General features: G+C 62.7%; 21 protein-coding genes and 1 tRNA gene. 5 read left to right on the top strand and 17 right to left on the bottom strand.

Going from position 1 to position 23,437, the window contains the following annotated elements; translation table 11 throughout:
• Positions 1-22 precede the first annotated feature (22 nt).
• From EDF56_RS03975 to EDF56_RS03955, 5 genes are all read right to left on the bottom strand, one after another.
• A complete protein-coding gene (locus tag EDF56_RS03975; RefSeq protein ID WP_132385400.1) occupies positions 23-1,000 on the bottom strand; it encodes a DNA polymerase III subunit delta' in 978 nt (325 codons plus the stop codon).
• The gene (gene tmk, locus EDF56_RS03970; RefSeq protein ID WP_132385399.1) at positions 997-1,647 is read right to left on the bottom strand and encodes a dTMP kinase; all 651 of its coding nucleotides are present in this window, start codon (positions 1,645-1,647) and stop codon (positions 997-999) included. The genes EDF56_RS03975 and tmk overlap by 4 nt, the downstream gene beginning before the upstream one ends.
• A complete protein-coding gene (locus EDF56_RS03965; RefSeq protein WP_243652369.1) occupies positions 1,644-2,807 on the bottom strand; it encodes a D-alanyl-D-alanine carboxypeptidase family protein in 1,164 nt (387 codons plus the stop codon). The genes tmk and EDF56_RS03965 overlap by 4 nt, the downstream gene beginning before the upstream one ends.
• 62 nt (positions 2,808-2,869) lie before the next feature.
• Positions 2,870-3,823 (bottom strand): RlpA-like double-psi beta-barrel domain-containing protein, encoded by a 954-nt coding sequence (locus tag EDF56_RS03960; RefSeq protein WP_132385398.1) that lies wholly within the window; start codon positions 3,821-3,823, stop codon positions 2,870-2,872.
• Positions 3,807-4,856, bottom strand: coding sequence for a lytic murein transglycosylase (locus EDF56_RS03955; RefSeq protein WP_132385397.1), 1,050 nt, complete (start codon positions 4,854-4,856; stop codon positions 3,807-3,809). The genes EDF56_RS03960 and EDF56_RS03955 overlap by 17 nt, the downstream gene beginning before the upstream one ends.
• A 174-nt stretch (positions 4,857-5,030) precedes the next feature.
• Between EDF56_RS03955 and EDF56_RS03950 the strand changes: the two genes are divergently transcribed.
• Positions 5,031-5,120: transfer RNA gene (locus tag EDF56_RS03950), tRNA-Ser, on the top strand.
• 92 nt (positions 5,121-5,212) lie between these two features.
• Here the strand turns inward: EDF56_RS03950 and EDF56_RS03945 are convergent.
• From EDF56_RS03945 to EDF56_RS03930, 4 genes are all read right to left on the bottom strand, one after another.
• Entirely contained in the window at positions 5,213-6,439 is a 1,227-nt protein-coding gene (locus EDF56_RS03945) for a CoA transferase (RefSeq protein WP_132385396.1), read from the bottom strand.
• Positions 6,440-6,790: 351 nt separating this feature from the next.
• A complete protein-coding gene (locus EDF56_RS03940; RefSeq protein ID WP_132385395.1) occupies positions 6,791-7,576 on the bottom strand; it encodes an enoyl-CoA hydratase/isomerase family protein in 786 nt (261 codons plus the stop codon).
• Positions 7,577-7,639: 63 nt separating this feature from the next.
• On the bottom strand, positions 7,640-8,737 hold the full coding sequence (locus EDF56_RS03935; protein ID WP_132385394.1) for an AraC family transcriptional regulator ligand-binding domain-containing protein: 1,098 nt from the start codon (positions 8,735-8,737) through the stop codon (positions 7,640-7,642).
• Between the two features lie 147 nt (positions 8,738-8,884).
• Positions 8,885-9,625 (bottom strand): GntR family transcriptional regulator, encoded by a 741-nt coding sequence (locus EDF56_RS03930; protein ID WP_132385393.1) that lies wholly within the window; start codon positions 9,623-9,625, stop codon positions 8,885-8,887.
• 304 nt (positions 9,626-9,929) lie between these two features.
• Here EDF56_RS03930 and EDF56_RS03925 point away from each other — a divergent pair, with 304 nt between their 5' ends.
• Entirely contained in the window at positions 9,930-10,823 is an 894-nt protein-coding gene (locus EDF56_RS03925) for an alpha/beta hydrolase (protein WP_243652368.1), read from the top strand.
• 20 nt (positions 10,824-10,843) lie between these two features.
• On the opposite strand, the gene EDF56_RS03920 is transcribed toward EDF56_RS03925, so the two are convergent.
• The 7 genes from EDF56_RS03920 to EDF56_RS03890 all read right to left on the bottom strand — a co-directional run bounded on the left by EDF56_RS03920 (position 10,844) and on the right by EDF56_RS03890 (position 18,405).
• Positions 10,844-11,755: an SDR family NAD(P)-dependent oxidoreductase gene (locus EDF56_RS03920; RefSeq protein ID WP_132385392.1), complete on the bottom strand. Its 912-nt coding sequence runs from the start codon at positions 11,753-11,755 to the stop codon at positions 10,844-10,846.
• On the bottom strand, positions 11,752-12,639 hold the full coding sequence (locus EDF56_RS03915; RefSeq protein WP_132385391.1) for an SDR family NAD(P)-dependent oxidoreductase: 888 nt from the start codon (positions 12,637-12,639) through the stop codon (positions 11,752-11,754). Before EDF56_RS03915 ends, EDF56_RS03920 begins: the two co-directional genes overlap by 4 nt.
• 25 nt (positions 12,640-12,664) lie before the next feature.
• Positions 12,665-13,558: an SDR family NAD(P)-dependent oxidoreductase gene (locus tag EDF56_RS03910; RefSeq protein WP_132385390.1), complete on the bottom strand. Its 894-nt coding sequence runs from the start codon at positions 13,556-13,558 to the stop codon at positions 12,665-12,667.
• On the bottom strand, positions 13,555-14,097 hold the full coding sequence (locus tag EDF56_RS03905) for a nuclear transport factor 2 family protein (RefSeq protein ID WP_132385389.1): 543 nt from the start codon (positions 14,095-14,097) through the stop codon (positions 13,555-13,557). Before EDF56_RS03905 ends, EDF56_RS03910 begins: the two co-directional genes overlap by 4 nt.
• 107 nt (positions 14,098-14,204) lie before the next feature.
• Positions 14,205-15,188 carry a phosphotriesterase gene (locus EDF56_RS03900; RefSeq protein WP_132385388.1) on the bottom strand — a complete coding sequence of 328 codons (984 nt, stop codon included), beginning with the start codon at positions 15,186-15,188 and terminating at the stop codon, positions 14,205-14,207.
• A gap of 312 nt (positions 15,189-15,500) precedes the next feature.
• Positions 15,501-17,207 (bottom strand): class I adenylate-forming enzyme family protein, encoded by a 1,707-nt coding sequence (locus EDF56_RS03895; RefSeq protein ID WP_132385387.1) that lies wholly within the window; start codon positions 17,205-17,207, stop codon positions 15,501-15,503.
• Between the two features lie 10 nt (positions 17,208-17,217).
• Positions 17,218-18,405 carry a MaoC family dehydratase N-terminal domain-containing protein gene (locus EDF56_RS03890; RefSeq protein WP_243652367.1) on the bottom strand — a complete coding sequence of 396 codons (1,188 nt, stop codon included), beginning with the start codon at positions 18,403-18,405 and terminating at the stop codon, positions 17,218-17,220.
• 260 nt (positions 18,406-18,665) lie between these two features.
• On the opposite strand from EDF56_RS03890, the gene EDF56_RS03885 reads away from it, so the two are divergent.
• Positions 18,666-19,571, top strand: a complete 906-nt coding sequence (locus EDF56_RS03885) for a TIM barrel protein (protein WP_132385386.1) — start codon at positions 18,666-18,668, stop codon at positions 19,569-19,571.
• A 50-nt stretch (positions 19,572-19,621) separates the two neighbouring features.
• On the opposite strand, the gene EDF56_RS03880 is transcribed toward EDF56_RS03885, so the two are convergent.
• Positions 19,622-20,815, bottom strand: coding sequence for a glycosyl transferase (locus tag EDF56_RS03880; RefSeq protein ID WP_132385385.1), 1,194 nt, complete (start codon positions 20,813-20,815; stop codon positions 19,622-19,624).
• Between the two features lie 548 nt (positions 20,816-21,363).
• Between EDF56_RS03880 and EDF56_RS03875 the strand changes: the two genes are divergently transcribed.
• Together EDF56_RS03875 and EDF56_RS03870 are read left to right on the top strand one after the other, a co-directional pair.
• The gene (locus tag EDF56_RS03875) at positions 21,364-22,032 is read left to right on the top strand and encodes a response regulator (RefSeq protein WP_132385384.1); all 669 of its coding nucleotides are present in this window, start codon (positions 21,364-21,366) and stop codon (positions 22,030-22,032) included.
• Positions 22,029-23,384 (top strand): ATP-binding protein, encoded by a 1,356-nt coding sequence (locus EDF56_RS03870; RefSeq protein ID WP_132385383.1) that lies wholly within the window; start codon positions 22,029-22,031, stop codon positions 23,382-23,384. The genes EDF56_RS03875 and EDF56_RS03870 overlap by 4 nt, the downstream gene beginning before the upstream one ends.
• The last annotated feature ends 53 nt before the right edge of the window (positions 23,385-23,437 follow it).

The following is a 23,437-nucleotide window of genomic DNA, read 5'->3' as shown; positions in this document are numbered from 1 at the left end:
CGTCGCAGTTCCTTGCTGGGTGTTATGGGCGAGCCGCTTCTCTAGGCATCGCGGCCGAAGCCAGCAACCCGCCAATTTCCATTATCAGGAGCCCGGCGTCGAAATTGTAGGTGGGAGCCTGCGCGGAAATCCGCATCAGGGTGCCGTGCGCCTCGATCAGCGCGAGTTGCCGCGCGCGCGATGCTCCGGCCAGTTCGCCTACCAGCACGGTGCGCGCCAGTTCGAGCGCGGCAAGCTGACGGTCGCGCGCGGGGCGCGCGCCCATTTCGTCGGCAAGGGCGCCGCGCAAGTGATAGTCCCGGTCACCCTCGTGAAGGATCCGTAGCATCAGTTCGTGGATCGGGCCGAGATCGTGCTCGACGAAGCTGAGTGCCATTCCCGGCGAACCCTGCGCGGCCTTGATCGCCGCCTGCCGGGTTGCTGCGTCGGATTCGGGAATATCACGTCGGATCACCGCATCGAGTTCGGCCTCGCCCAGCGCGGCAAAGCGCAGCACGCGGCTGCGCGAGCGAACCGTGGGCAGAAGCCTGCCGGGCTGGTGGGTGACGAGCAGGAAGAAGGTACCCGCCGGAGGCTCTTCCAGCGCCTTGAGCAGCGCGTTGACCGCGCTTTTCTCCAGTTCGTCGGCCGGATCGATGACGATCGCGCGGCGTTCGCCTAGTGTCGGCTTGGTCGTGAGGCGGCGGATCATCTCCCGCACCTGATCGACCGAGATGCTGCGCTTGGCCTGCCAGGGCTTGCCTTCGGCCTTCTTCTTCGCCTCATCATCGTTGGCGGGAAGCGCCTGCAGCACATGGATGTCGGGATGCGAGGCCGGGTCGGGCCGGGGTTGGCCGGGCAGTCGCACCAGTTCGGCGGCGGCGGTGCGCGCGAAGGCCCGCTTGCCTAGCCCGCGCGGACCCGCGAGCAGCCAAGCGTGGTGCATCCGCTCCGAACCGATGGCGGAGATCCATTCGTGCCAGGCGTCGCGCTGGCCGATGAAAGGCAGGTCGTCGCTCAAGTGCGCGGCTCTGGAAGGGCGGCGATCAGCGGTTCCAGCGCGGCCATGGCGTGGGCCACGGTCTGTTCCGGCGTGCCGTTGCCATCGATGCGGGCAAAGCGCGCTGGCTCGGCTTCGGCAAACCGGGCGAATGCCTCGGCCACGCGGGCGTGATAGGCCGCTTCTCGGCCGCCTATGCGGTCCGTTCCCTCGGTGTCGCGCCGCGCAAGGCGGGCGCCCGAAACCTCGGGCGAGACTTCGAACAGCAGAGTCAGGTCGGGCAAGAGGCCTTCGCTGCCGATCGCATGAAGCGTGCGGATATCGGCATCGGAAAGTCCGCTGCCGCCGCCCTGATAAGCGCGGCTCGAATCGAGATAGCGGTCGCAGATGACCCACGCGCCGCGTTCCAGCGCCGGGCGGATCAGTTTCTCGACATGATCGGCGCGCGCTGCCGCGAAGAGCAGCGCTTCGGCGCGGGCGCCCCAGCCGTCACCCTCGGCATGAAGCAGAAGGTTGCGGATCGCTTCCGCGCCCTGTGTGCCGCCGGGCTCGCGGGTGGTGACCACCTCGATCCCGCGCGCACGCAGCGCTTCGGCCACAAGCCGGGCCTGGGTGGACTTGCCCGCCCCTTCCCCGCCCTCAAGCGCAATGAATTTCCCCCGGCTCATGCGAAGAGATTGATAAGCCCGTTCCACAGCCTGTCCAGCGGCCCGCCAACGGCGACATCGCGGGCAGCGTAGAGCGGGACATGGCCGGGAGCGAGACCGTCGACCTTGATTTCAAGCTGGCCGACTTCGTCCCCCTTGCGGATGGGGGCCTGCAACGGCCCCTTGTAGTGGACGGCCAGCGTGATCTTCGGATTGTCGCCCTTGGGCAGCGTGGCGTGGACTTCACGATTGGCGACAAGCGGCACCGAGCGGGCATTGCCGCCCTGCACCGCAGCCTCGGTCACCGGCTGCCCCTGATCGAACAGATGGCGCGGCGTCCAGGCGGAGAACCCCCATTCGAGAAGCGCTCGGGCGGCCACGTCGCGCTGCTTGGGCAAGGGTGAGGCGGCGAGCACCATGACGAGGCGGCGCCCGTCACGCTCGGCGGTGCCGAGGAAGTTGTAGCCGGCTTCGCGGGTGTAGCCGGTCTTGATGCCGTCCGCGCCGGGGACGACGCCCACCGTCGGGTCATGGCTGCGCATGGCGACATCGCGCCAGAAGTAGTGCTTCACGCCCGAAAACTCGCGGTAAAGCGCGGGGTGACGGATGATCATGGCATCGGCCAATCGCACCAGATCGCTGGCGGTGACGTAAGTATTGCCCTCGTCCATCCAGCCGTTCGGCGTGTTGTAATGGCTGCGCGTCATGCCGAGGCGCCGCGCCGCGTCGTTCATCTTCGCGGTCCAGCCGGGAATGCTGCCCGCGTAGCCTTGGGCCAGCACGATGGCGCCATCATTCGCCGAGGCCGTCATGATGCCGTGGAGCAGGTCCGCCGTGGTGGGATGGTCCTTCTCGGTCAGGTACATCGACGTGCCCTTGGCGAACCACTCATGCGCCGTTTCGGGACGGACGGAGAACCGGCGGTCGATCGGCAGACGGCCCGCGTCGATCTCCTCGAAGGCGACGAAGGCGGTCATCACCTTGGTCACCGAGGCAGGCAGGAAAGGCACGTCCGGATGGCGCTGGACCAGCACCTGCCCCGAACCGAGGTCGACCAGCAGGCTGACGGGAATCCCCTCAAGCTCCGGCGGAGGCGTCGGAATGGCGGCATTGGCCGGCACACCCAGCGCAAGGGCCAGCGCGGGAACGAGATAGCGGGCGGACTTCGGGAACAACTTCAAGACGCGACTTCTCCCGGCGCATCCTTGGCGGACGGCTGATGCGGGTGGTGCGCGCCGCAAGACTAGTCGGTGCGCGAGATTCGTGCGTCGCTATACCCTGCCGCGCGGGCCTTCTCCAGCGCTGCGGCAGCTTGTGCACCATTTGCGAAGGGGCCGAGGTGAACGCGCCAGAACTTGCCTGCGGGCGTGACCTGGGCGCCGAGGCCGCTGGCCGCCTTGCGGGCGTTGGCCTCGACGGAAAACGTGCCGACTTGAACAACTTGCGTGCCCTTTGCGGGAGCAGCGGCAGTTGGTTTCGTGATCGGCTTGGGCGCTGGTTTGGGAGCGGCCACGACCGGGGCAATCGGCTTGGGCTCGATTGTCGGTATAGGCGGCTTCGGTACCGGAGCGGCGGCGGCCGGCACTGCGGCCAATGCCGATGTGGGGCTCCTGGGCATCGTCGGCGGGGTCGAGGGAGGAGGCAGCAGCGGTGATTGGTCGGCAAGCTTGCGGCGCAAAACCTTCAGCAGGCCATCCGGCGTCGCCATGCGTTCCGGCGCCCGGCCGCCGCTGCGCAGAAGGGCGCGCTCGGCCTCGGGAGGGTTGACCCGGCGCACGCGAACGGCGCTGTGGGCGCCGGCGGCGATCCCCAGTTGCGTGGCGGCATCGGCGGAGAGTTCCATCAGCGCATCATTCGTCATCGGTCCGCGCCGGGTGATCCGCACGAGAATGGTGCGGCCGCTGTCGAGCGCGGTCACTTCAGCATAGCTGGGCAGCGGCAGCGTCTTGTGTGCGGCCGTTATGCCCGCTCCGCCGCCCTCTCCCACCTGGGCATAGCCCACGGCGTCGTAATTGAGTTGATCCTCAGGGGTCCAGGTCGTGCCGCTGATGGCGAACGGTTCGCCAACGACAACCGGATAATCGGCAGCCGGTCCGCTGATGGGGGGCGACGGGGGATTGCTCTTGGCGGTTGCGGGAACGGTGGTCAGGAATATCAGCGCCGCGAGCGGCAGTGCATGGTTAACGGGCAATCTCATCTGCAAGCAACCCAACGGACAATGCGTAGTAGTTCGAGCAGTTGTACTGGAGGATCACCCGATAATTCCCGGTTAACAGATAGGCAGGCGTCCCCGGACCGTCAGGCTGGAACAGCGAGGCCTGCACATTATCGCCGATAGGTCCGAGAGCATTGACGCCAAGCGCGCGCCATTCGGCCACGCTCTTCCACTGCGAGTGGCGGGCATGGACTTGCGTGCAAGTGGGCGCCGAAAGCTTCGAGCCATAGGAACCGATCGAGAAACCGGCAGGCAGCGAGGCGCGTACGCCCCAGGGCTGGCCCGGCCGCCAGCCCGCATCGCGGAAATAGTTCGCGATCGAGGCCAGCGTATCCGCCGGGCTGGAGAAAATGTCGCGCGTGCCGTTGCCGTCACCATCGGCAGCGAGGCGCAGATATACGCTCGGCAGGAACTGCGGATAACCGAAGGCCCCTGCCCAGCTTCCCTTGAGCTTGTAAGTCGGCACGCCCTGATCGACCATCTTCATCAGCGCGATCAGCTCGTTTTCGAAGAGCTGGCGGCGGCGCCCCTCCCACGCCAGCGTCGCCAGCGAGCGGGCAAGGTCGAAATCGCCGACATAGCTGCCGTAATTGGTCTCATGCCCCCAGATCGCGAACAGCATCTTGGCGGGAACGCCGTAGCGCCGCTCTATCGAGGGGAGAATCGAGGCGTTCTGCGCGTAGCGATCGCGCCCCCGGGCGATGATGCTGGGGCCGACATGCTGGGCGATGTAAGGCGCCACCGGCGGCGGCGCGCTGCTGCGGTTGGGCTGCGCGCTATCAAGCGCGATCACACGGTCGTTGGGCGTAAGGCCGGTGAGTACCTGCGAAATCGTGCTTGCACTGACGCCTTCCCGCCGGGCGCGGGCCGCCACCGATTGCAGGTAGGCGTCGAAACTCTGCCCACCAACACTCTGCACCACCGGCTGCGCATCGACCGACGAAAGCGGTACGAGAGCAAGGGCTGCTGCAAGAAACGGAAGACGCAGGGACCGAAGCTTCGAAGAACAACTCATCACGCCTAAATCTTGCACAATGCGTCGGCGATGCAAATGGGCCGAACGTCTCAGCCGTGGACAGCCGCCGCAAATGGGCTGCATTCCGTCCCGATCGACGTTTCCGGATCGGGGGTTTTCGGTGCCGCACCCCCTTGCAAGGCGCTCGCTTTTCGCTATGCGCGTTGCCGAAGCGGACAGGTGGCCGAGTGGTTTAAGGCAGCGGTCTTGAAAACCGCCGTGGGTGCAAGCTCACCGTGGGTTCGAATCCCACCCTGTCCGCCAAATGCCCCCCGGAACATCCCAAAAACGGCTATTTTTAGCCACAGGGCATACGGCACCACGCCGTGCACCGATGCACGGCGTGGTAACAATAGTTAGGCGATCGCCCCCTGTGCTTTGAGCGCCTCGATTTCGTCCCATTCGACACCAAGTTCCATCAGGAACATCTCGGTATGCTCGGAAGCCTGAGGCGCGCGGGTGGTTTCCACCGGCTGGTGGTTGAATTGAACCGGCCCGCGAACCAGTTTGAGCGGAGCGCCGCCATCGGCCGCTTCCACTTCGATGAGCATGTCGTTTGCCAGCGCCTGTTCGTCGCTTGCAAGGTCGAGCAGGCTCTGGAACGGCGCCCATTGGCCGGTGAAGGTCTTGAGGTGCTGCCGCCAATACTGGAAGGGACGCTCGGCGAATTTGCGGGTGAGGATGTCGCTGGCTTCTTTCCAGTTTTCCATCAGGCCCTGAACATTGGCAAAGCGCGGATCGTCGGCGGCTTCGGGGGCGCCTACATGCTCGAACATGCTGCGAATATGCGGGCCCGGCGTGAGCGTGCAGAGGTTGATGGTGCCGCCATCGGAGGTGCGGAAATTGCCCATGAAGGGGTTACCCGCCTTTCCGCCCGATGACGGCATAGGCACGCGCATGACTTCGTTGTGTTCGATGAACTGGTCGACTGCGGCGCCGGCGGCCCACCATGCCGTACTGATCAGCGATACGTCGACCTCCAGGGCCTCCCCCGTGCGGTCACGATGGAAGAGAGCGGCCGAAATGCCCCCGGCGATATTCATGCCGCCCGACGAGTCACCGAATGCCGGAATACCCTGCGATAGGGGGCCGTCCAGACCGTCAGGACTCATCGAATAGCCAACGCCGCTGCGCGCCCAGAACGCGGTGCCGTCGAAGCCGCCGACTTCCCGCTCAGGCCCCTTGTCGCCGTAAGCGCTTCCGCGCGCGTAGATGATTTTGGGATTGGCAGCGCGAATCTGTTCGACGTCGATGTTCAGTTTGCGCCGATGTTGTGGGAGGTAATTGGTAAGGAATACGTCCGCCGTCGCCGCGATCCGGTAGATGAGTTCCTGCCCTTCGGGTGTCGAGATGTCGATTCCGACGCTCCGCTTGCCGCGATTGGGATGCTCCATCAGTGTATTGCGGCGCGGATCGACCCTTTGGCCACCGAGATTGACAATCCCGCGCATCGCGTCCCCGCGAACCGGGTGCTCGATCTTGATGACGTCGGCTCCCCAATCGGCGAGTATCCCACCCGCCGACGGGACGAACGTATGCTGCGCCACTTCCAGAACGCGGATTCCCTGCATTACTTTCGTCATTCGTTCGGTATCCTCTCCGTCGCAGCCGCGGGTTCCGGAAACGCTGCCATTGCAAGTCGTTGGGGGATCGCAAATTGGCGGCGTGGCCGACTACGCGTGCTCATTCTGTCGGCGCATAAGCAAGCGCCGACATGCACATGGGCTTGGCTGTATCGACACCGTCCCGAACGTCCTACGGGTAGTGGTTCGCCATGACGATTTCGGCTGACATCCGACAGCAGGGAAGACGTCCCGCGGCTTTCGAGGAACGCTTCCCAACTCGCATCAGCTGCGGAAAGTCGCGAATATTTACAGAAAGAGAGCCACGTTCGTCTGAACGTCGTCAGTTCGGTCCTATCTGGAGCGCGCGGATCAATCTTCGAGACCGTCCGGAACCCAGCTGGGCGCCCGCTTTTCGATGAAGGCTCGCATGCCTTCGCGCGGTTCCTGCGAGTTCTGTAGCGACCAGAACATCGTCTGATAATCGATCGGCCGATAATGTTCGTTGAGCAGCCGCTTTGTATGCATCCGGGCCTCCGGCGCGGTCCGCAGGATTTCGGTGGCCGCCTTCCGGGCCTCGTCGTGAAGGCGCTCGTGCGGCACAACGCGGGAAATCAGGCCGATGCGCAGCGCCTCCCCGGCGTCAATGGTCCGGGCACTGAGCAGGAGATCGCGAGCGATCGCCATTCCCACATGCAAGGGCAGCGTCGCCGCATAGGTTGCATCGATCAGCCCCCTCAGCAGTTCGGGAACGCGGAACGTCGCGCGTTCGCTGACCACTGCAATGTCCGACATCATGGCGGTCAGGAGACCACCGGCCTGACATATTCCGTTTACCGCCGAGATGATCGGCGCGGTGCTTTCGCGGATCGCGATAAAGGGCAGCGTCTCATAGGTCAGGCCCGTCGGCACGGGTTCGTCACCTTCGACCTTTCGGCCGCCCATGTCGCCGCCGGGGGCAAAGACATCGCCGGTGCCGGTGATGATAAGAGCCCTTGCTTCCTTGTCGGTGTTGACCAGGCGAACGGCCCGTTTGAGGCCGAGGTACATCGCAGGCGTCATGGCATTGCGCGCTTCGGGCCGATCGATGATGCACCAGGCAAGCGGACCTTCCCGCTCTATGCGAAGCCCGCCCGTACCCAGATTCCAGTCGTCCATGAAATTCATTCCTCCACCCGGTGTTAACGGCGCTGCCGCCTTCGAAGTCTTTTTCATGCACGCTCAGGGCAAAGCGGCGACGCAGCTCTGGCGTAATTGCCTCGGCGTCGCATTCAGGTGGGTTCTTGCGAAACGCGACATCGCGGACTGTTCGGAGAAGCCGAGCTTCTCGGATATCCGACCAAGTGGAAGCGCGGTGTGACGCAGGTAGTACATCAGCACGTCGCGGCGCACCTCGTCCTTGATCGTCTGAAACGTGCAATGTTCCGATTGCAGCCGCCGATGGAGAGCTCTGCTATGGAGGTCGAGCACATGTGCCACGTCCTCGACGGCGCTGTTGCCGGTCCAGAGCAGTTGCATGACAACGCTGCGGACCAACGCCTGGAATGCCGGCCGCTGAGTGCCATATTCCCTTTCGATGCGTTCGATGAGTTCGCTCAGCGAAACCTCGTCGGGATCGAAGATCGGCCTCGACAAGTCTTCTGCCGTGAAGGCAACGCCATCTTCGTTGCAGCAGAACCGAACGTTGCATTGGAAGTATCGGCGATAGAGCGAGGGTCGCGATATGGCTTCGTGACGGAAATGCACGCGGCGCGCACCGACATGCCCGCCCGTCATGGAGCGGGCAGCCAGATGGCCGGCAAGCAGTGCGTGCTCGATTGCCTGGCTTCTGCTTGAGATGTCCTCCGCGAGCAGCTCGTGCCCCATGAACACGGTCTGTCCGGATATTGTCCGCCCCATCCAGACCCGGGCGCCCAGACTGTGCGCCGCGTTGTGCGTGGCCGCGTAAGTGAGGGATTCGCCGAAATTGCGGCAGTTTCGCATCACGTTGCCGAGCGGTCCGAACAAGGCCGTCCCGCCCTGCCGTTCGGCAAGCCGCATTCCAAGGTCATCGACGTTGAGAGTTGCCGCGGCCTGTTCCAGAACCCCGACCCACTGACGGCAGCTCACAGCCCCCTCGATCTCGCAGCTTTCGCAATCCAGATCGAACGACCCGAGAATATCTTCCGCATCACCGCCCAGTTCACGGATCAGTTCGGGCAAAAATCGCAAAATCCGCGCCTGAATTGTCTGGGATGCGGATTCTGCCATCCACTGCGCAACTGTGTCTTGCGTTTGACGGTTCATCTTTTGATGTCCGCTTCCTGAAGTCAGCGCCATCTCATGAGCGCCTTCGGATTGAATGCTCGCAGGCTTCCCGCACCATGCACGTACCGTCAAGCATGCTCGGATTGCCGGAGCGATGCCCGACAAAATGCGGATCTGCGGGTCAACGAAGCGGTGTGCGCCACGCTCGCCCACCCGTAATCAATCGAGTTCTTCCTGCTCGCGCTTCATATGAAAGCGTGCCCGGATGCGGCGCGCCCAGACTTTTCGGCTGTACTGGCTGGCAATAGCGGCAAGTTCCGGATCGCCCTGAATGAGTGCCCCAAATTCCATCAGCCGGGCATTGCGCCAGCTCTGTACGAAACGGCGATGTTCAGGCGAAACATCGTCCGCTGCCGGCCCCTGATAAGTCCTGCGCGAGAAGGCCACGTTGATGTCGAAGATGAGCTTGATGTACGCACTGTCAGCCAGCTCGAACACAATATCCTGCGTCTCACGTTCGAGTTCCCGGACTTCGTCGAAACCGGCATCGTCGGAGACCGCGCGGGTCCGCTCCACGAGAGTCGCCGTCCTCTCCACGATCACGTCATGCGGTGCATGAGCGGCCTTGCGCATGGCCTCGACCCATAACGCGGTGGCGATGACGGTGACATCCTCCGGCGGCACCTCCATCATCGACAGATACATGCTGACAATGGATTCGATCGTTTTCGAGTCCGGCCGGGATGCGAAATAGCCACCGGCATTGCCGCGGCGAACGGCAAGAAAGCCCTCGCGCTCAACCAGCCTTGCGGCTTGCCGAACGGTAGCCCGGGCAAAGCCAAGCTCGGAAATAAGCGCCTCTTCCCGGCCAATATAGGTTCCGGGCTCGCGCGCGAGGACGATCTCTCTCAACTTGTCCGCCGCGGTGTCGAGTGCCGTTCTGCTTTTGCGCTTGTCCATCCCGCACTTTCAAATCACGAAACCGATCGCATCGTCCAGTCGGTTGGCCTGGGGCGATGCGGCAAGTCCTATGCCACGCCTGACAGTCTTTGAGTATCCTTTTTGACATCGATATCGCCAAGAGAGAAAGCGTAAAGCACGCTGCGCATGGGCCGGTTCGGAAGCATAGAAAATGCCTATGGCATTGCCAAGAAAGCCTATTTGACCCTATGCCTTCGTGCGTGCCATCCCCTCCCCACACAAAAAGGGGAGATGCTGGATGACGACGGGCAAGTCGGTATATTTTGCCTTGGCAATGGCCTGCATGACGGCAGCCGGTAATGCGGCGGCGCAGCCCGCCGACTATCCGGCGCCTGCTCCGGCAAGTGCACCGGCCGAACCGGGGGCCATTCCGCTCTACGGAGCCAAGACTCCCGGATCTGCCGACAGCGAGAACTGGTCCCGGTATTTCGGCAAGGACTATTCGGTCCGCAATGTCACCCGGCCCACCCTGACGCCGATTCTTCCCGATCCGGCCAAAGCGACCGGCGCCGCCGTGATCGTGGCGCCCGGTGGAGCTTTCATGGCGCTTTCCATGTCGCACGAGGGCTGGGATGTCGCGCAGGCGCTTGCAGACCGCGGTATTGCCGCGTTCGTTCTGAAATATCGCCTTCTGCCGACGCCCAAGGACGAAGCGGAAGCCGGGAAATATGTCTGGGCCAAGATGATGGCGGGCATTCCCGATCCAACCAGACAGCCGGAGTTGACCAATCCGCAGGCCACCGAGGATGGCCTTGCCGCCCTGAAAATGGTGCGTGAAAACGCCGCGAAATGGGGCGTGGACCCTGCCCGCGTCGGCATGATCGGCTTTTCGGCCGGCGCCATGACGTCACTCCAGACCGTCCTTGCCGCGAAGCCGGGCGAGCGCCCTGCCTTCTTCGGGTACATCTATGGGCCGCAGGCAAAGATCGACGTTCCGGCCGACGCATCGCCGATGTTCGATGCGATCGCTCTGGACGATCCCCTGTTTCCATCGATGGGCTTCCCGATTGCGCAGGGCTGGCTTGCAGCCAAGCGACCTGTCGAAATCCATGGCTACCAGCAGGGTAGCCATGGTTTCGGGCTCGGAAAGCCGAACACGACGACAACGCTCGTGCTCGACGAATTCACCGCGTGGCTTGCAATGCAAGGTTTCCTGACCCGCAAAGCCGCGCCCTGACCCGGGGTGAGTGCGCGCCGTTATCCGGCGCGCACCATTTCGAAGCTTTTCGCCATGTGCTGCGAAAAGCCATCCTCTGCCGGATGGAAGGTCCACAAGCGATCGGTGTCGCGGATCGCATCGATGTTGTCGCCAACGGTGTCGATGCTCCAGTCCGGCCGGTAGAGTCCCTCCGTCTCGGTAATGAAGGCACGCGCGACGCGCCCGCCCATCGAGACGTACATCTCACCCGTAACCGAACAGCTCTCATGTGCGAGCCAGCCGACGACGGGCGCCACGAGTTCGGGCCCCATCGGCGGATACTGCGAGATATCGAGGCCCTCGGCCATGCGCGTCACCGCGCCGGGCAGGATGATGTTGGACTTCACCCCGCGCGCCGCGCCTTCAATCGCGACGATGTTGTTGAGGCCGATCATCCCGGACTTCGAAACCGCGTAGTTCACCACGCTGGGCATCGAGTATAGTCCGCCGATCGATCCTGTCAGGACGACGCGGCCATAACCATCCTTCGTCATGCGTTCGAATGTCGGGCGAACGACGTGAAAGGCACCGAGCAGGTGGACATCCACCACCGCGCGAAAATCCTCGTAGCTGATCTCATCCAGCATCGCGAAACGGTTGTTTCCGGCGTTGTGGATCAGCACGTCGATCCGGCCGAAAGCATCCAGCGCGGCTTCGACGATTGCCTTGCCGCCTTCCGGTGTCGCAACGCTGTCGGTCGAAGCCACCGCCTCATATCCGGCATCGCGAAGGGCCTGGGCCGCCTCCTCGGCGGGGCCGGTATCCGATCCGTTCCCTGACAAGGCGCTGCCATTGTCGTTGATGACGACTTTGGCGCCGAGCGAGCCGAGCAGTTCGGCATAAGTCCGCCCCAGCCCGCGCGCGCCGCCAGTGATGACGGCAACCCGCCCATCGAAACGACGATCGCTCATGATGCTCTCCAAGTTGTATCGCCAGCCGCCCAAAGAGGGGCGCCGCGCGTTTCTCTGAGGGACGGAATCGTGCGTCCGTCGCGGTCGGTCAGGCCGTATTCGGCGGCCAGTTCCGCGTTGATGAAAGTGCCGCCCGAACGCGAGCCGACTTGCGGGTCCATTGCGAGCGCTGCGATCACCCGGCCCGGAAACTCGGGAGAGGAGCCGACCGCGCTGTTGAGCTGGTTCGCCATGCCCGGCACCGTCTTCAGGTTCTCCGTCGCGCGTTCGGTATAGGTGAAGCCTTGCCACAGCGAGACGGCCGAAACGCCTGTTCCGCGCAGTTCATGGCCCATGTCCCGCATCATGCGGTCGGTGGCGGTCTTCGTGGTGCCGAAGATCACGTCGTACGTGTAGGTCACGCCCACGTAGCCGGACAGGGCCGCGATCAGCCCCGATCCCTGCGGGACCATGATCTGCGCAGCGTGCCATGCCGCGATGTAGGCCGCGCGCATCCCGGTGTCCCAGATCTCCCACTCGTCGAGCGGCTTTTCCCAGAAGCCATCACGTCGGGTCATCGCATCGGGAATGGCCATCGCATTGTTGACCAGGATGTCGAGGCGCCCCTCGTCACGACGGACCTGCTCAAACAGCGCCGCGATCTGTGAATCGTCGGCAAGGTCGAGGGGAACCGCGACCCCTCTGCCCCCGCGCGCGTTCACCTCTTCCACCGTCTGGTTGACCGTTCCCGGCAGGACGTGCTGACCGGGATCGACGGTTCGGCCGGTTACATAGACCGTCGCTCCGTGCTCGGCGAGGGCACAGGCGATCCCCTTGCCGATTCCGCGACTGGCGCCGGTCACGACGGCGACCCGGCCCGCCAGTCCATTCGATAGACTACCCATGGTTTTCCTGCCTTCTACAAAAGCCTCATCCCGCATCGGTGGTCGCCGCGATCGGCTTCCACACCGGCGATCCGCGCGTGGCGCGGGCGGATTGGATCACCTGCCCGTCGACATCGGTGAGGCCATATTCCTGCGCGAGTTCGGCGGTGACGAATTCACCGCCCGAACGCTTCATGATCTCCGGATCGGCGGCCAGCGCGGCGATGACACGTCCCGGATGCTCCACGCTGCTGCCATGCATCTGTGTGATCGAAGTCGTCATCTGGTCGCCCATCTTCGCCAGATTGTCCTTCGCCTTCTCGGTAAGCGTCAGCCCCTGCCAGAGCGTGAGCGAGGCAACGCCGTGCGGCTCCAGTTCGATCGCCATATCGCGCGCCATGCGGTCCACGGCGGACTTCGACGTCCCGAATATCACGCCGTAGGTGTAGGTGACGGCCGCAAAACCGGAAATGGCGACGATCAGCCCGGACTTCTGCGGAACCATAAGCCGGGCGCCATGCCATGCCGCGACGTAGTTGGATTTCACGCCCACGTCCCACATCTCCAGGTTGGAGAGCGGCTTCTCCCAGAACCCCTTGGGCTCCAGCAGATCGTCCGATAGCGAGAAGGCATTGTTGACGAGAATGTCGAGACGGCCCTGCTCCGCCCCGATCCGTTCGAACAGGGCTGCCACAGCCGCATCGTCGCCGTGGTCGCAGGCCACGGCGATACCGCGTCCCCCGCTTGCCTTTCCGCGCGTATCGCACTCGGCAGCCGTGCCGCCGACAGTGCCGGGCAGGTAGTAGTCCCCCTCTCGCACCGTGCGCCCGGTGACGTATACGGTCGCCCCCTGTTCGGCGAGAACGAGTGCGATGCCCTTGCCGATGCCGCGACTGGCCCCGGTTACGAGCGCGACTTTTCCGCTGAGCGGCGCGCTCATGCGTCCGCCCCGGCGAACCAGCGTTCGCTGAAATCGCCCTTGGCACGGCCAGGGAAGTGTTCGGCCGTGAAAGGATAGCCCATCACGCCCTTCGACCAGTCGGCTGCGGCGCCCCAGTCCTGCTCCCAGTCATAGAGCATGATGCGATCGATAATGCGCCACTCGCTGCCGCGTTTCTCGAAGCGATCGAGATAGCGACCACCGATGCAGGTATCGCGCTCTCCTCCCTTGGCACCCTCGCCCATGTCGACGCGGTGGTAGGAAAACACGTGGCTTTCTACCGATGCCCGGTCTCCGTCGAGTTCGATGAACGACTGCCCGATCAGGTGCTGCGTGTCCTTGATGGCGTCCGCGCCGGGGACGACCCAGGCGAGATAAGCTTCGAAGTCACCGGAATAGACGCCGTAATCGAAGTGCGCTTCGGGCCACCAGCAGGAGCGGATCAGCTCGGCACTGCGACGATCCTCGCCGCGTGCCAAGCGGGCAATGCAATCGCGAATTGCCTCGCGATCGGCGAGCAGAGTGAAATCGGGGCTCATTGTTCCTCTCCTTGACAGGCTTGTGGCGCCTGACTGTTTCTTGATTACCGCGCGGCAGACCCTGAACTCTTGACGGATTGCGACAGCTTGGGCCTGCGAGCCATCGGTCAGTGTGGCACGCGTTCCTTCACGAGCACGCGCCGAGGGTTGGCGATCAACATGCGCTCTATGTCGAGCTGAGAGACGCCCGCGTTACGGAGCGCCGGAAGCACGTCGTCGTGAATATGCAGGTAGTGATGCCGGGGCATGGCCTGGTTATAATCGTCGACTTCGGGAAAGAAGTCCGACCAGCAGCAGCAGTCGTGGCTCAGAACCATCTGCGACGCATAACCGCGACTGACCATTTCGGCGATCGTGGCCACCCGCTGTTCCATCGAAATCTCGAACTCCACGCCGAACCGGTCCATTCCCAGCATCGAGCCGCGGTCGGCGATCCTCATCAGGTAATCGATGTCCGTCGTGTCGCCGCAGTGGCCGATTACCACATTCTCAAGGTCGACGCCTTCTTCGGATAGCACTTTCTGTGCGATGAGGCCGGTTTCGTGTTTCGCAGAAGTGTGAACCGTAACGGGGGCACCGGTCAGCACATGGGTTCGTCCGACAGCCCGCATGATGCGTTCGACACCGCCCGTCAGGCCGGGTGCATCGATCGCACATTTCAACATTCCTGCCCTGATGCCGGTGTCCGCTATACCCTCGACGATATCGGCTACGAAGTGCCCGACCATCGGTTCCACGCCGGTATCGTGGAGCAGTCCGGGACCCCAGTACTGAAACGGAGCCGGAACCGCGTCGAACGTATAGGCGCCCGTCGAAACGATGATGTTTATACCGGTTCGGACCGCAACTTTGGCGATGCTGGGCATGTGCCGCCCAAGTCCCAGCACGGTCAGATCGATGATCGTATCGAAGCCGGCCGCCTTCAGGTCGTCGAGCCGCGAGACCGCGTCATCGATCGTCTTGGGGGACAGGAAATCGGGCCGATAATTGAAGGTATATTCCATATCCATCAGGAAGACATGTTCGTGGATCAGGACCCGGCCCAGGTCCTTCTCGGAAATCGTCCCGTTTGCCGTTTGAATCGTGGGCACACCTCAATCCTTTCAGATTTCCAGGCAGACTTTGCCGAGCAGGTCAGGCCCGGGCGAGGCAACGCCGATCGGCATATCTCGCGGGGTTCAGGCCGATCATGAAATCCTCCCTGGATGCGTCGCGGTTGTCGCGCGCCACCTCTTCGTGTGCCGGTCAAAGCGCCTTCGGCGTTCTCATCAAATGGAACGGTGCAGCTACTTCAAACTTGACGGATCGCGACACGTCGCCGTCAGCGGCCGAACTTCGCTGTAGCGATGGCGCCCGGAATCACCATGTCTTCGCCGCCATCACGCAACCGGCAGGGGGAATGGTCAGGCCGTTTCGTTCGCCAGCCATTTTGCCGCAAGCGATCGGAGTTCGGATGTCTTGATCTTGGCCGATCCCGTCAAACCCAATTGCTGCTCATCGAGACCAATGACCCGGCGAGGTATCTTGTAGCTTGCCAGCACCGCACGAAGCTTTTCGCGAACCGCATCCTCGCTCATTTCGCCGGCGACATGGAACACCACGCAGGAGACGACGATTTCCCCCAGCGTTTCATGCGGCACGCCGACCGTCTGGCTCATCTTGACGCCAGGCAGCGCGCGAATGGCCTCGTCGATTTCGAGCGGGGAGACGTTGGCACCGCCGGTCTTGATGATGTCGTTCAGTCTGCCTTGCCAATGCAGGCGTCCCTGCTCGTCGAGCCGTCCGCCATCTCCCGTGCGGAAGTAGCCTTCCTCGTCCAAAGTCTCGAACAACGGCGTGCCGAGATATCCCAGCATCAGCGTCGGCCCCTTGACCGCGACCTCTCCATTCTCGCCCAGTGGGACAGGGTGCCCTGTGAGGGGATCGACGATCTTGATCAGATTTCCCGGCAGCGGCACCCCGTGGCTTTCGGCGGCATCATCGGCGGTGGTCATTGCCGGAAACGCCGCGCTCAGCGTGAAAGTCTCGGTATTGCCGTAGCAGTGCCTGGGCTCGATCCACGCAGTTGTGACTGTTGGATGAGCGGCAATCGGACATGCCGTATCCACGAATGTCAGCGAGGAGAGGTCCGCCGCTTGCCAGTTTGGAGCCGCCGTAAGCTGCTCCCATTGATGCGGCCACGCGAAGGGAAATGTCACGCGCTCCGCCTGAAGGAGATCCAGCGCCTCTGCCGGATGGAAGGTGCGCTGAAGGATCAGCGATCCGCCCATCGACAGGGTGCCGCCGATAATCATCGCAAAATTGCCAGACCAGAAGAAACCGTTGGCTGTCCAACTGCGCACGGCGTCGCTCAGCCCCTGCTGGCGCCCCATCCGCCACATTTGCAGCGATACGCCCTGATGGGCGGAAAGGATGCCTTTTGGCCGCGCGGTCGAGCCCGAGGAAAAGAACAGCGCGCCCGGATCGGCCGGAACCACACTTTTCGCTCTCGCATCCAGCCGGTCGTCCGCCACGGCCCGCCCCAGATCCAGAAAGCCATGCCAGGAGCGGGCAGCGCCCCTCCCTTTCCCGCCCACCACAGCGAGTTCCCGCAGGAACGGAAAGCGGTTCGACGCATAAAGGCCAGGTGCGCTTGTCCCGATTTGCGGATCAAGCCCGCAAAGGATCTCAAGGAAATCCTTCTTGAGCACGCTCTCCTCAAAAAGAAGATACGACACTGCCGAATGCTCGATCAGATATTCAAGCTCGGCCGGGGTCGAGAACGTGCTGATCGGCGTAGCGACGCCGCCTGCCAGTGCCGCCCCGAACATGGCTGAAAGGAACTCGGCCCGATTGGTCATGAGGACGCCGACGCGCTCCCCCTTGCCTAGCCCGGTCGCCATCAGCGCCTTGGCGACTTCCCGCGAACGGCCCCACAAGTCGCAATAGCTCCATCGCTCGCGCGACCCGTCGTCAAGGCGGTGGACCAGCGCCTCACGGCCGCCATAGAGGGACGTCACTTCCCGCAGAAAGCCGCCAAGCGTCAGTTCTCCCAGCCCCGCCTCCTCGCTGAGCGGAAGCCCGCGTGCGATGGAGACAGAGCGATCGACGACGAAATCGTGCGAAGACAATGGCCGCCCCTCAGTACGGAAGCTGAACTTCGTTGACCGAAGTGACGACGATCTTGCCGTCCTGATTGGTCATCTTCACCTCGATCCGTACGACCGGGAAGCCCCATTCGGAGTTCTCGATTTTCTCGATGACTTCGCCTTCGATGTAGGTGACATCACCTTCGAATGCGGGGCCACGGAACTCGGACTTGGCGTGGCGTACCATACCGTCATGCCCGGCCCAGAATGCGAGGTAGTCGGTGTTCCAGGCTGCCATCGTTGCACCGTAGCCATAAGCGCGGTGCATGCCGATCTCGCTGGCACGACCATCGTCGATATGTCCGCGCGAGGGGCCGAGGTACAGACCGTCACGCAGACGCGGATCGGTCATCGCGCCCACTTCGTCGAAGGAAAAGCCGTCGATCCAGCCCATGTCCTGGTTGACCCAGCAATCGGGAACGCCCTCGACGCCCTGCCAGTAGAAGCTGCCCCAGATGTTGAAGATGAAAGCACGGTATTCGGTGGTGAAGCTGGCGATCGAGTGCGGCCCGATCACCCGGCGCGGCAGCTTCTGGCCGACCGAGACTTCCTCGAAATGCGGCGACTTGCCTTCGCGGTTGGACAGGAACCAGTCGCGGCGGATCTTGTCGATCTCATCCAGTTCGGCTGCGGTCCACTTGTGCGGCGTGCCGGCGGTGGAGGCATACATTCCGCGCTTTTCCGCTTCCTTCGCCAGATAGCGGATCACCGTGGGGCAAGACTTCGCCACCAGATCGCCGCGCTGGTTGCGGTGGATCGTATCGCCGCGCTGGAACAGCGTGGGGCCGGCAAACTTGGTGTCGGTCAGCTTGTAACCGGTGAAAATGCGCTCATGGCTCAGGTGGTCGCCGGGGCGAACGTGGGTGCCGTACCACCACCATTCCTCGCCGCCGAAGATCATGTGCTGGCCGTCGATCCGGCCGACGCAGGCCTGATTGTTGCCGTGACCATAGTCGAGCGCGACACAGATCGATTGCGGGGCGATGATGTCCCCGAACTTCGTCTCCTGTGCGAAGCGCTGATCCCAGTGGAGCGGGTTCACATAGTCCATCGCCATGACCCAGCGGCGGATATCGGTCTTGTTGCACGGCTCCCAAAGCTCGCCGCCGCCGACCTTGTGGCCAAGCCGCCATTCGACGTCGCTGATGTCCATCTTCACCTGGGTGTCACTATCCGTCACGCCAACTCTCCCAATTGTCGTCTTGGTCTGCCGCCGGCGGATCGCCGCAGGCTGTCAGCCGTCCGTGAGACAATCGCGGGGTTTCGCCGCGCAGACTTGACGGATCGCGACGCCCGGCAACGCGCTGTGGCGATATCGGCGGCAACGCTCTGCGCGAGCGCCGTGGCGGTGGGTAATCAGGCGCATTGGCTCTACGACGCCGAAGGTAATCCATCAGCCATCTGAGAACAGAGGCGCCGGAGGGATCAATACTGGCTTTCTTGGTTCAAGATGTTGATATTGATATCAATTTTAGAGATGGTCGTGAAAATAATCTCGGCATCTCAAGCCTGGAGAGGGACCCGCGAATGCAAGATTCGACCGGCCAGAAATTCGGCATGGAATTTATAAGCGTGCTTGGTCAGGAGCCCTCCGAGTTCGTGGAGCTTGCTGCAAAAGTGGGGTGCTCCCGGATTGGACTGGCCCCCTCACCCATTTCCGGACCGCTTGGAACCGACCCGCAATGGACGCTTCGCGGTGACCGACCGCGTATAGCGCGGCTGAAACAGGCGCTGGCAGATCACGGGGTAAAGATCAGCCTTGGAGAAGGCTTCATCATCATGCCTGGCCGAAACATCGCCGATGCTGAGGCCGATTTCGATCTCATGGCCGAACTGGGTGCCGAGCGCCTCAACGTCTGCGCGATGGACCCGGACCCTATCCGCAATCTGGAGCAATTCTCGACCTTTGGGGCTTTGGCTGCCGAACGGGATATGCCGGTTACGGTTGAGTTCATGCCGGCAACACCTGTTCCCGATCTTGCTGCTGCACTGGCATTCGTGGAGGCGTCCACGGCATCGAACGCCAGCGTGCTGGTCGACGCTATGCACTTCTTCTGCTCTGGCGGGACAATCGAAGAACTGCGCAATGTGTCCGAGAACAAGATCGGCTATGCGCAGCTATGCGACGCGAAGCAGGCCAGCTTTTACGACGAATATTTTCAGGATGCGCGGCAGGAACGGCTGCTGCCAGGTTTGGGCGTGCTGCCGTTGGCCGATTTCCTTCATGCATTGCCGCCCGGCTGCCCGACGGGTTTGGAAGTTCCGTCGATCACCAGTGCTTTGGCCGGTTTGCCGCGAGAAACGCGCTTGATCCAAGCCCTCGATGCAGCCCGGGCGCTGCTCTGACACTCACGGACCGGCGGGTATCGAGCGGCGTCCGGACAGGGAGGACAAATCTACCTGAACGATAAGTCGCCGCTCTGAAGCGGGATCGCGGCTCTACCCGATGCGGGCATCGCGTGATCGACTTTCATGCTTTTCTCGATGAGGACTGCCGCCCTCGCAATCGGATCGGCGGCAGAGAATTGCGCTTCACCGTCCTCATTCCAATCGAGCCCGTCCAGAGCAGCCTGTGCGCGTGCCATCTGCGCGCCCTTGAATCGAGGATGATGCTGGAACGCCTGTCCAATCGCGTCGAGAACATCGCAATCCGGCTGAATAACGTCGCCAAATTGCCACATGGCATAGTCCGCGTTGCCATTCCATTTCGCGTCATGCGAATTGACGAACAGGCAGGGCCGCGGTTGGACGAGGAATTCGTAGACTTGGCTGCTGACATCTCCAACGTAGAGATCGGCCCCCAAAGTATAAGTCATGTCTATCGAACGACATGATCCCAGATCGATAATCACACGACCGGTTACAGCCATCGCCTCCAACGTTTTTCGGCGAGCATCGTCCCAATTCTGGGCCAGCCGAACATGAGGCGCGACGACCAGATTGTATCGATCATCACCTGCAACGGCCTCGATCAAGCGACAAGTGAAGCTGTCCGCCGATGAAAGCTTTTCACTGAAATGCGGATTGTACAGAATGACCGGGCGATCATTGTCGAACAGGCGAGGTGCCTGCGCATGCCTGCGCAGACTTGCTGAAATTTTTACCGGCCCGGACGCCGCGCATCTGTCTTCGTTGACCAGCCCCTCGGCCAACAGCCTTTGGCGGTCTTTCTGGCCTGCGACCACGACATAATCGAAATAGCGAAAGCGCTTTTCAAAGCCCACTGCGCGATCGCCCGCGCCGTGCGGGATATGAACGATCTTCGGGCATCGTCCGGGCAAGCGCTTGAGAAGCGTGGAGGTACGCTCCGCGCACAGAATGGCATTTCCCGCCCGAATTCGACGTGCCCAGACCAGAAGCCGTGCAAGCTTGTCGAGCTTTCGCGGCGCGCGCCGACCGAGTGGCGTCGGAAGATCCATCGTCACGATGGTTGGCAAAGGGTATCCCAGGGCAGTTGCCATGTTTTCGATGTCAGCAACTTCGTCCGCATCCGGAACGAAAATGGTGACATCGAAAGTCCCCCGGCGTTGCAGTTCAAACGCTACAGGCAGGAAGTGGGCAAACTGGTGCCGTCCGCCGATGGCAGGCACGTGCAAGCGCGGCCTCACGTCTGTCAGCCGTTGTGAAGGTGATGCGGAAGCGAACATGGTGCAAATTCAGTAGCAGGCACTGGATCGCCGGGGAGCATCGCTACTCCGCCAACAGGGCATGTCCTTTTCACATCGAAACCAAGCGCGCCCGTCATATTTCCTCAAATCAATCGCACGATTTGCCCCAATTTAGGTGGCGCTTAAGCAGCGAAAGAGAGCGCTGTCCAGAGATCTGTTTGAACGAACAGGCCGGATGGCCCATGCAATTGATGCGGATAATAGTTCGGCGAATTGCGCGTTTGCCGATAAGGCACTCGGGCAAATAAAGAAGGCGGCCTTTCCGGGGTGTTCATCCGGTTGCGGAGCGGGCGGCGATGTTAAGCGAAATCTATCTCGACGCTATCACGAAGGCGCCACACTTTGCGGATGGGCAAAGTGTGCGACGTCACGCAGATATATGCTGATTTTTCGCGAGTCGGGGCCGTCCATGGAGTCGGTTTCATGACGCGGGCTGTTCAAGGCGTGCTCCACCCACAAGGAAGCGTCGGATGCGATTGCTGGTAGTCGAAGACAACCCCGATCTTGCGAACGCGATCGCACAGGCCTTTGCAGCGCACGACATTCGCTGCGACTGGGCCGCGACGGCCGGCGATGCGGAGTTACTTGTCGAAACCACGGACTATTCCGCGCTCATCCTCGATCTTGGCCTTCCGGACGAGGACGGGCTCTCTTTGCTCAAGCGCCTGCGGAACGCACGCATTACCGTGCCCGTCATCGTGGTGACGGCGCGCGGCGAAAGTGAGATGCGGATCAAGGGGTTGGATAACGGCGCCGACGACTATGTCGTGAAGCCGTTCCTCTTTGCCGAACTCCATGCGCGCCTGAACGCGATCCTGCGCAGGCAGAGCGGCTATGTCGATACGCTGCTGCGGACGGCGAACCTGACCCTCGACCAGCGTTCACGGGAGGTCACGATCGACGGCAAACCTTTCGAACTGTCGACCCGCGAAATCGAGGTTTTGGAGCTGCTTATGCGCCGAAGTGGGCATGTTGTGCCCAAGCAGGTGCTTGAAGATCAACTGTTCGGAGCTGGGGACACGCTCGGTTCCAACGCCGTGGAAGTCTATGTGCACCGCTTGCGGCGAAAGCTTGAGGAATTGGCCGCTGTCAAAGTGCAGACGGTGCGCGGAATCGGTTACATGCTGTCCGCGGCATGAGGGGCCAATGGCTTCCGCGATCGCTGTTCGGCAGGCTCTTGCTGGCGCAGATCGCCAATATTCTGGTCCTGGCGATCATACTGCCCGTGATCCTTTCGCATACGCTTGCCGCCACCGCAGACAGTTTCATCGCCGCGCGGCTTGCCCGGACCGCAGACCAGGTGGCTCGGCAGGTTGAGGCGCCGGGCGATTCGACCAGAATTCCCGACAGTTCGGCATGGCGGGGCGGCCGCAGTTTCGCATTGCTCGATCCCGAGGGAAAGATCCTCCTGCGCAGCCCCAAGGCCTTGCCCGAAGGCATTCTCCACATGCCCCGGCCCGGAGAAAAAGGCTTGGAAAGGCATGGTCGCTACGACGTTCTCACCCGCCCTCTCCTGCGCGGCGGCGTGCCGGTCGGCCGGATCGTGGTCGCGCAGGATCGCACGGTTCCCGACGAGATCGTGGACGATGTCGTCGATGAGTTCCTCGGCCATTTCCTGTGGGTGCTCCCGCTTGCCCTGCTGGCGTCGCTGTTCGTCTCGCTGGTCGTGATGCGGCGCGTGACAGGCAATTTCCGGCGTGCCGCCTCGCAGGCGGACCTTATCGGCCTAACCCGTCTCGACGCGCGGATCGATGAAGCACGGCTGCCGAGCGAGGCCACCCCCCTCGTCCACGCCACGAACCGTGCGATCGCTCGGCTTGAAGCGGGTTACCACGAGCAGGGCGAATTCGTGGGCAATGTCGCGCATGAGCTGCGCACGCCGCTTGCGCTGCTGTCGCTGCACACGGAACAGCTTCCCGGCTCTCCCCAGCGCGACCAGTTGCAGGCGGATATCGAGAAGGCCAACCACGTCGTCCGCCAGTTGATGGAACTTGCCGCGATCGACCGGCTGCATCCCGAATGCCGGCCGGTGGATTCGATCGAGGTGGCGCGCCGGGTTGTCGAATCCATGGTCTCCATCGTCTACAACGCGCGCCACAGCATTTCGCTGGAAATGCCGGACGAGCGGCCACCTCCGGTGCAGGCGGTGAGCGAATTGCTGGAAATCGCGCTCACCAACCTGATCGACAATGCCGTGCGGCACACGCCGGAAGGCTGCATAATCTGGGTCGTCGTGGAGGCAAACGGGTGTCTGGTGGTCGAGGACGACGGGCCCGGGATCGATTTCGACGACAACGAGACAGGGCGCCGCCGTTTCCGCAGGGGCGGCACTGCCCGCACCGACAGCGCGGGTCTCGGCCTCAGCATCGTCGAGCGCATTATGACCGTCTGCGGTGGAGCGCTGGAAGTGGAGCGTGCACCCAATGGCGGTGCCCGCATTCGTTTGCGAATGGCTCCGGTAGACAGTCGTAATGTTGATGTAAGTTCGTGAGCCCAAGCATCGGCGGATCGTGCTTCCGACAATGACTGCGGGCATCACGACCG

Origin of the sequence: Novosphingobium sp. PhB165, assembly GCF_004341845.1 — a bacterium.
GTDB lineage: Bacteria > Pseudomonadota > Alphaproteobacteria > Sphingomonadales > Sphingomonadaceae > Novosphingobium.
This window is presented reverse-complemented; position numbering and strand designations above follow the sequence as displayed.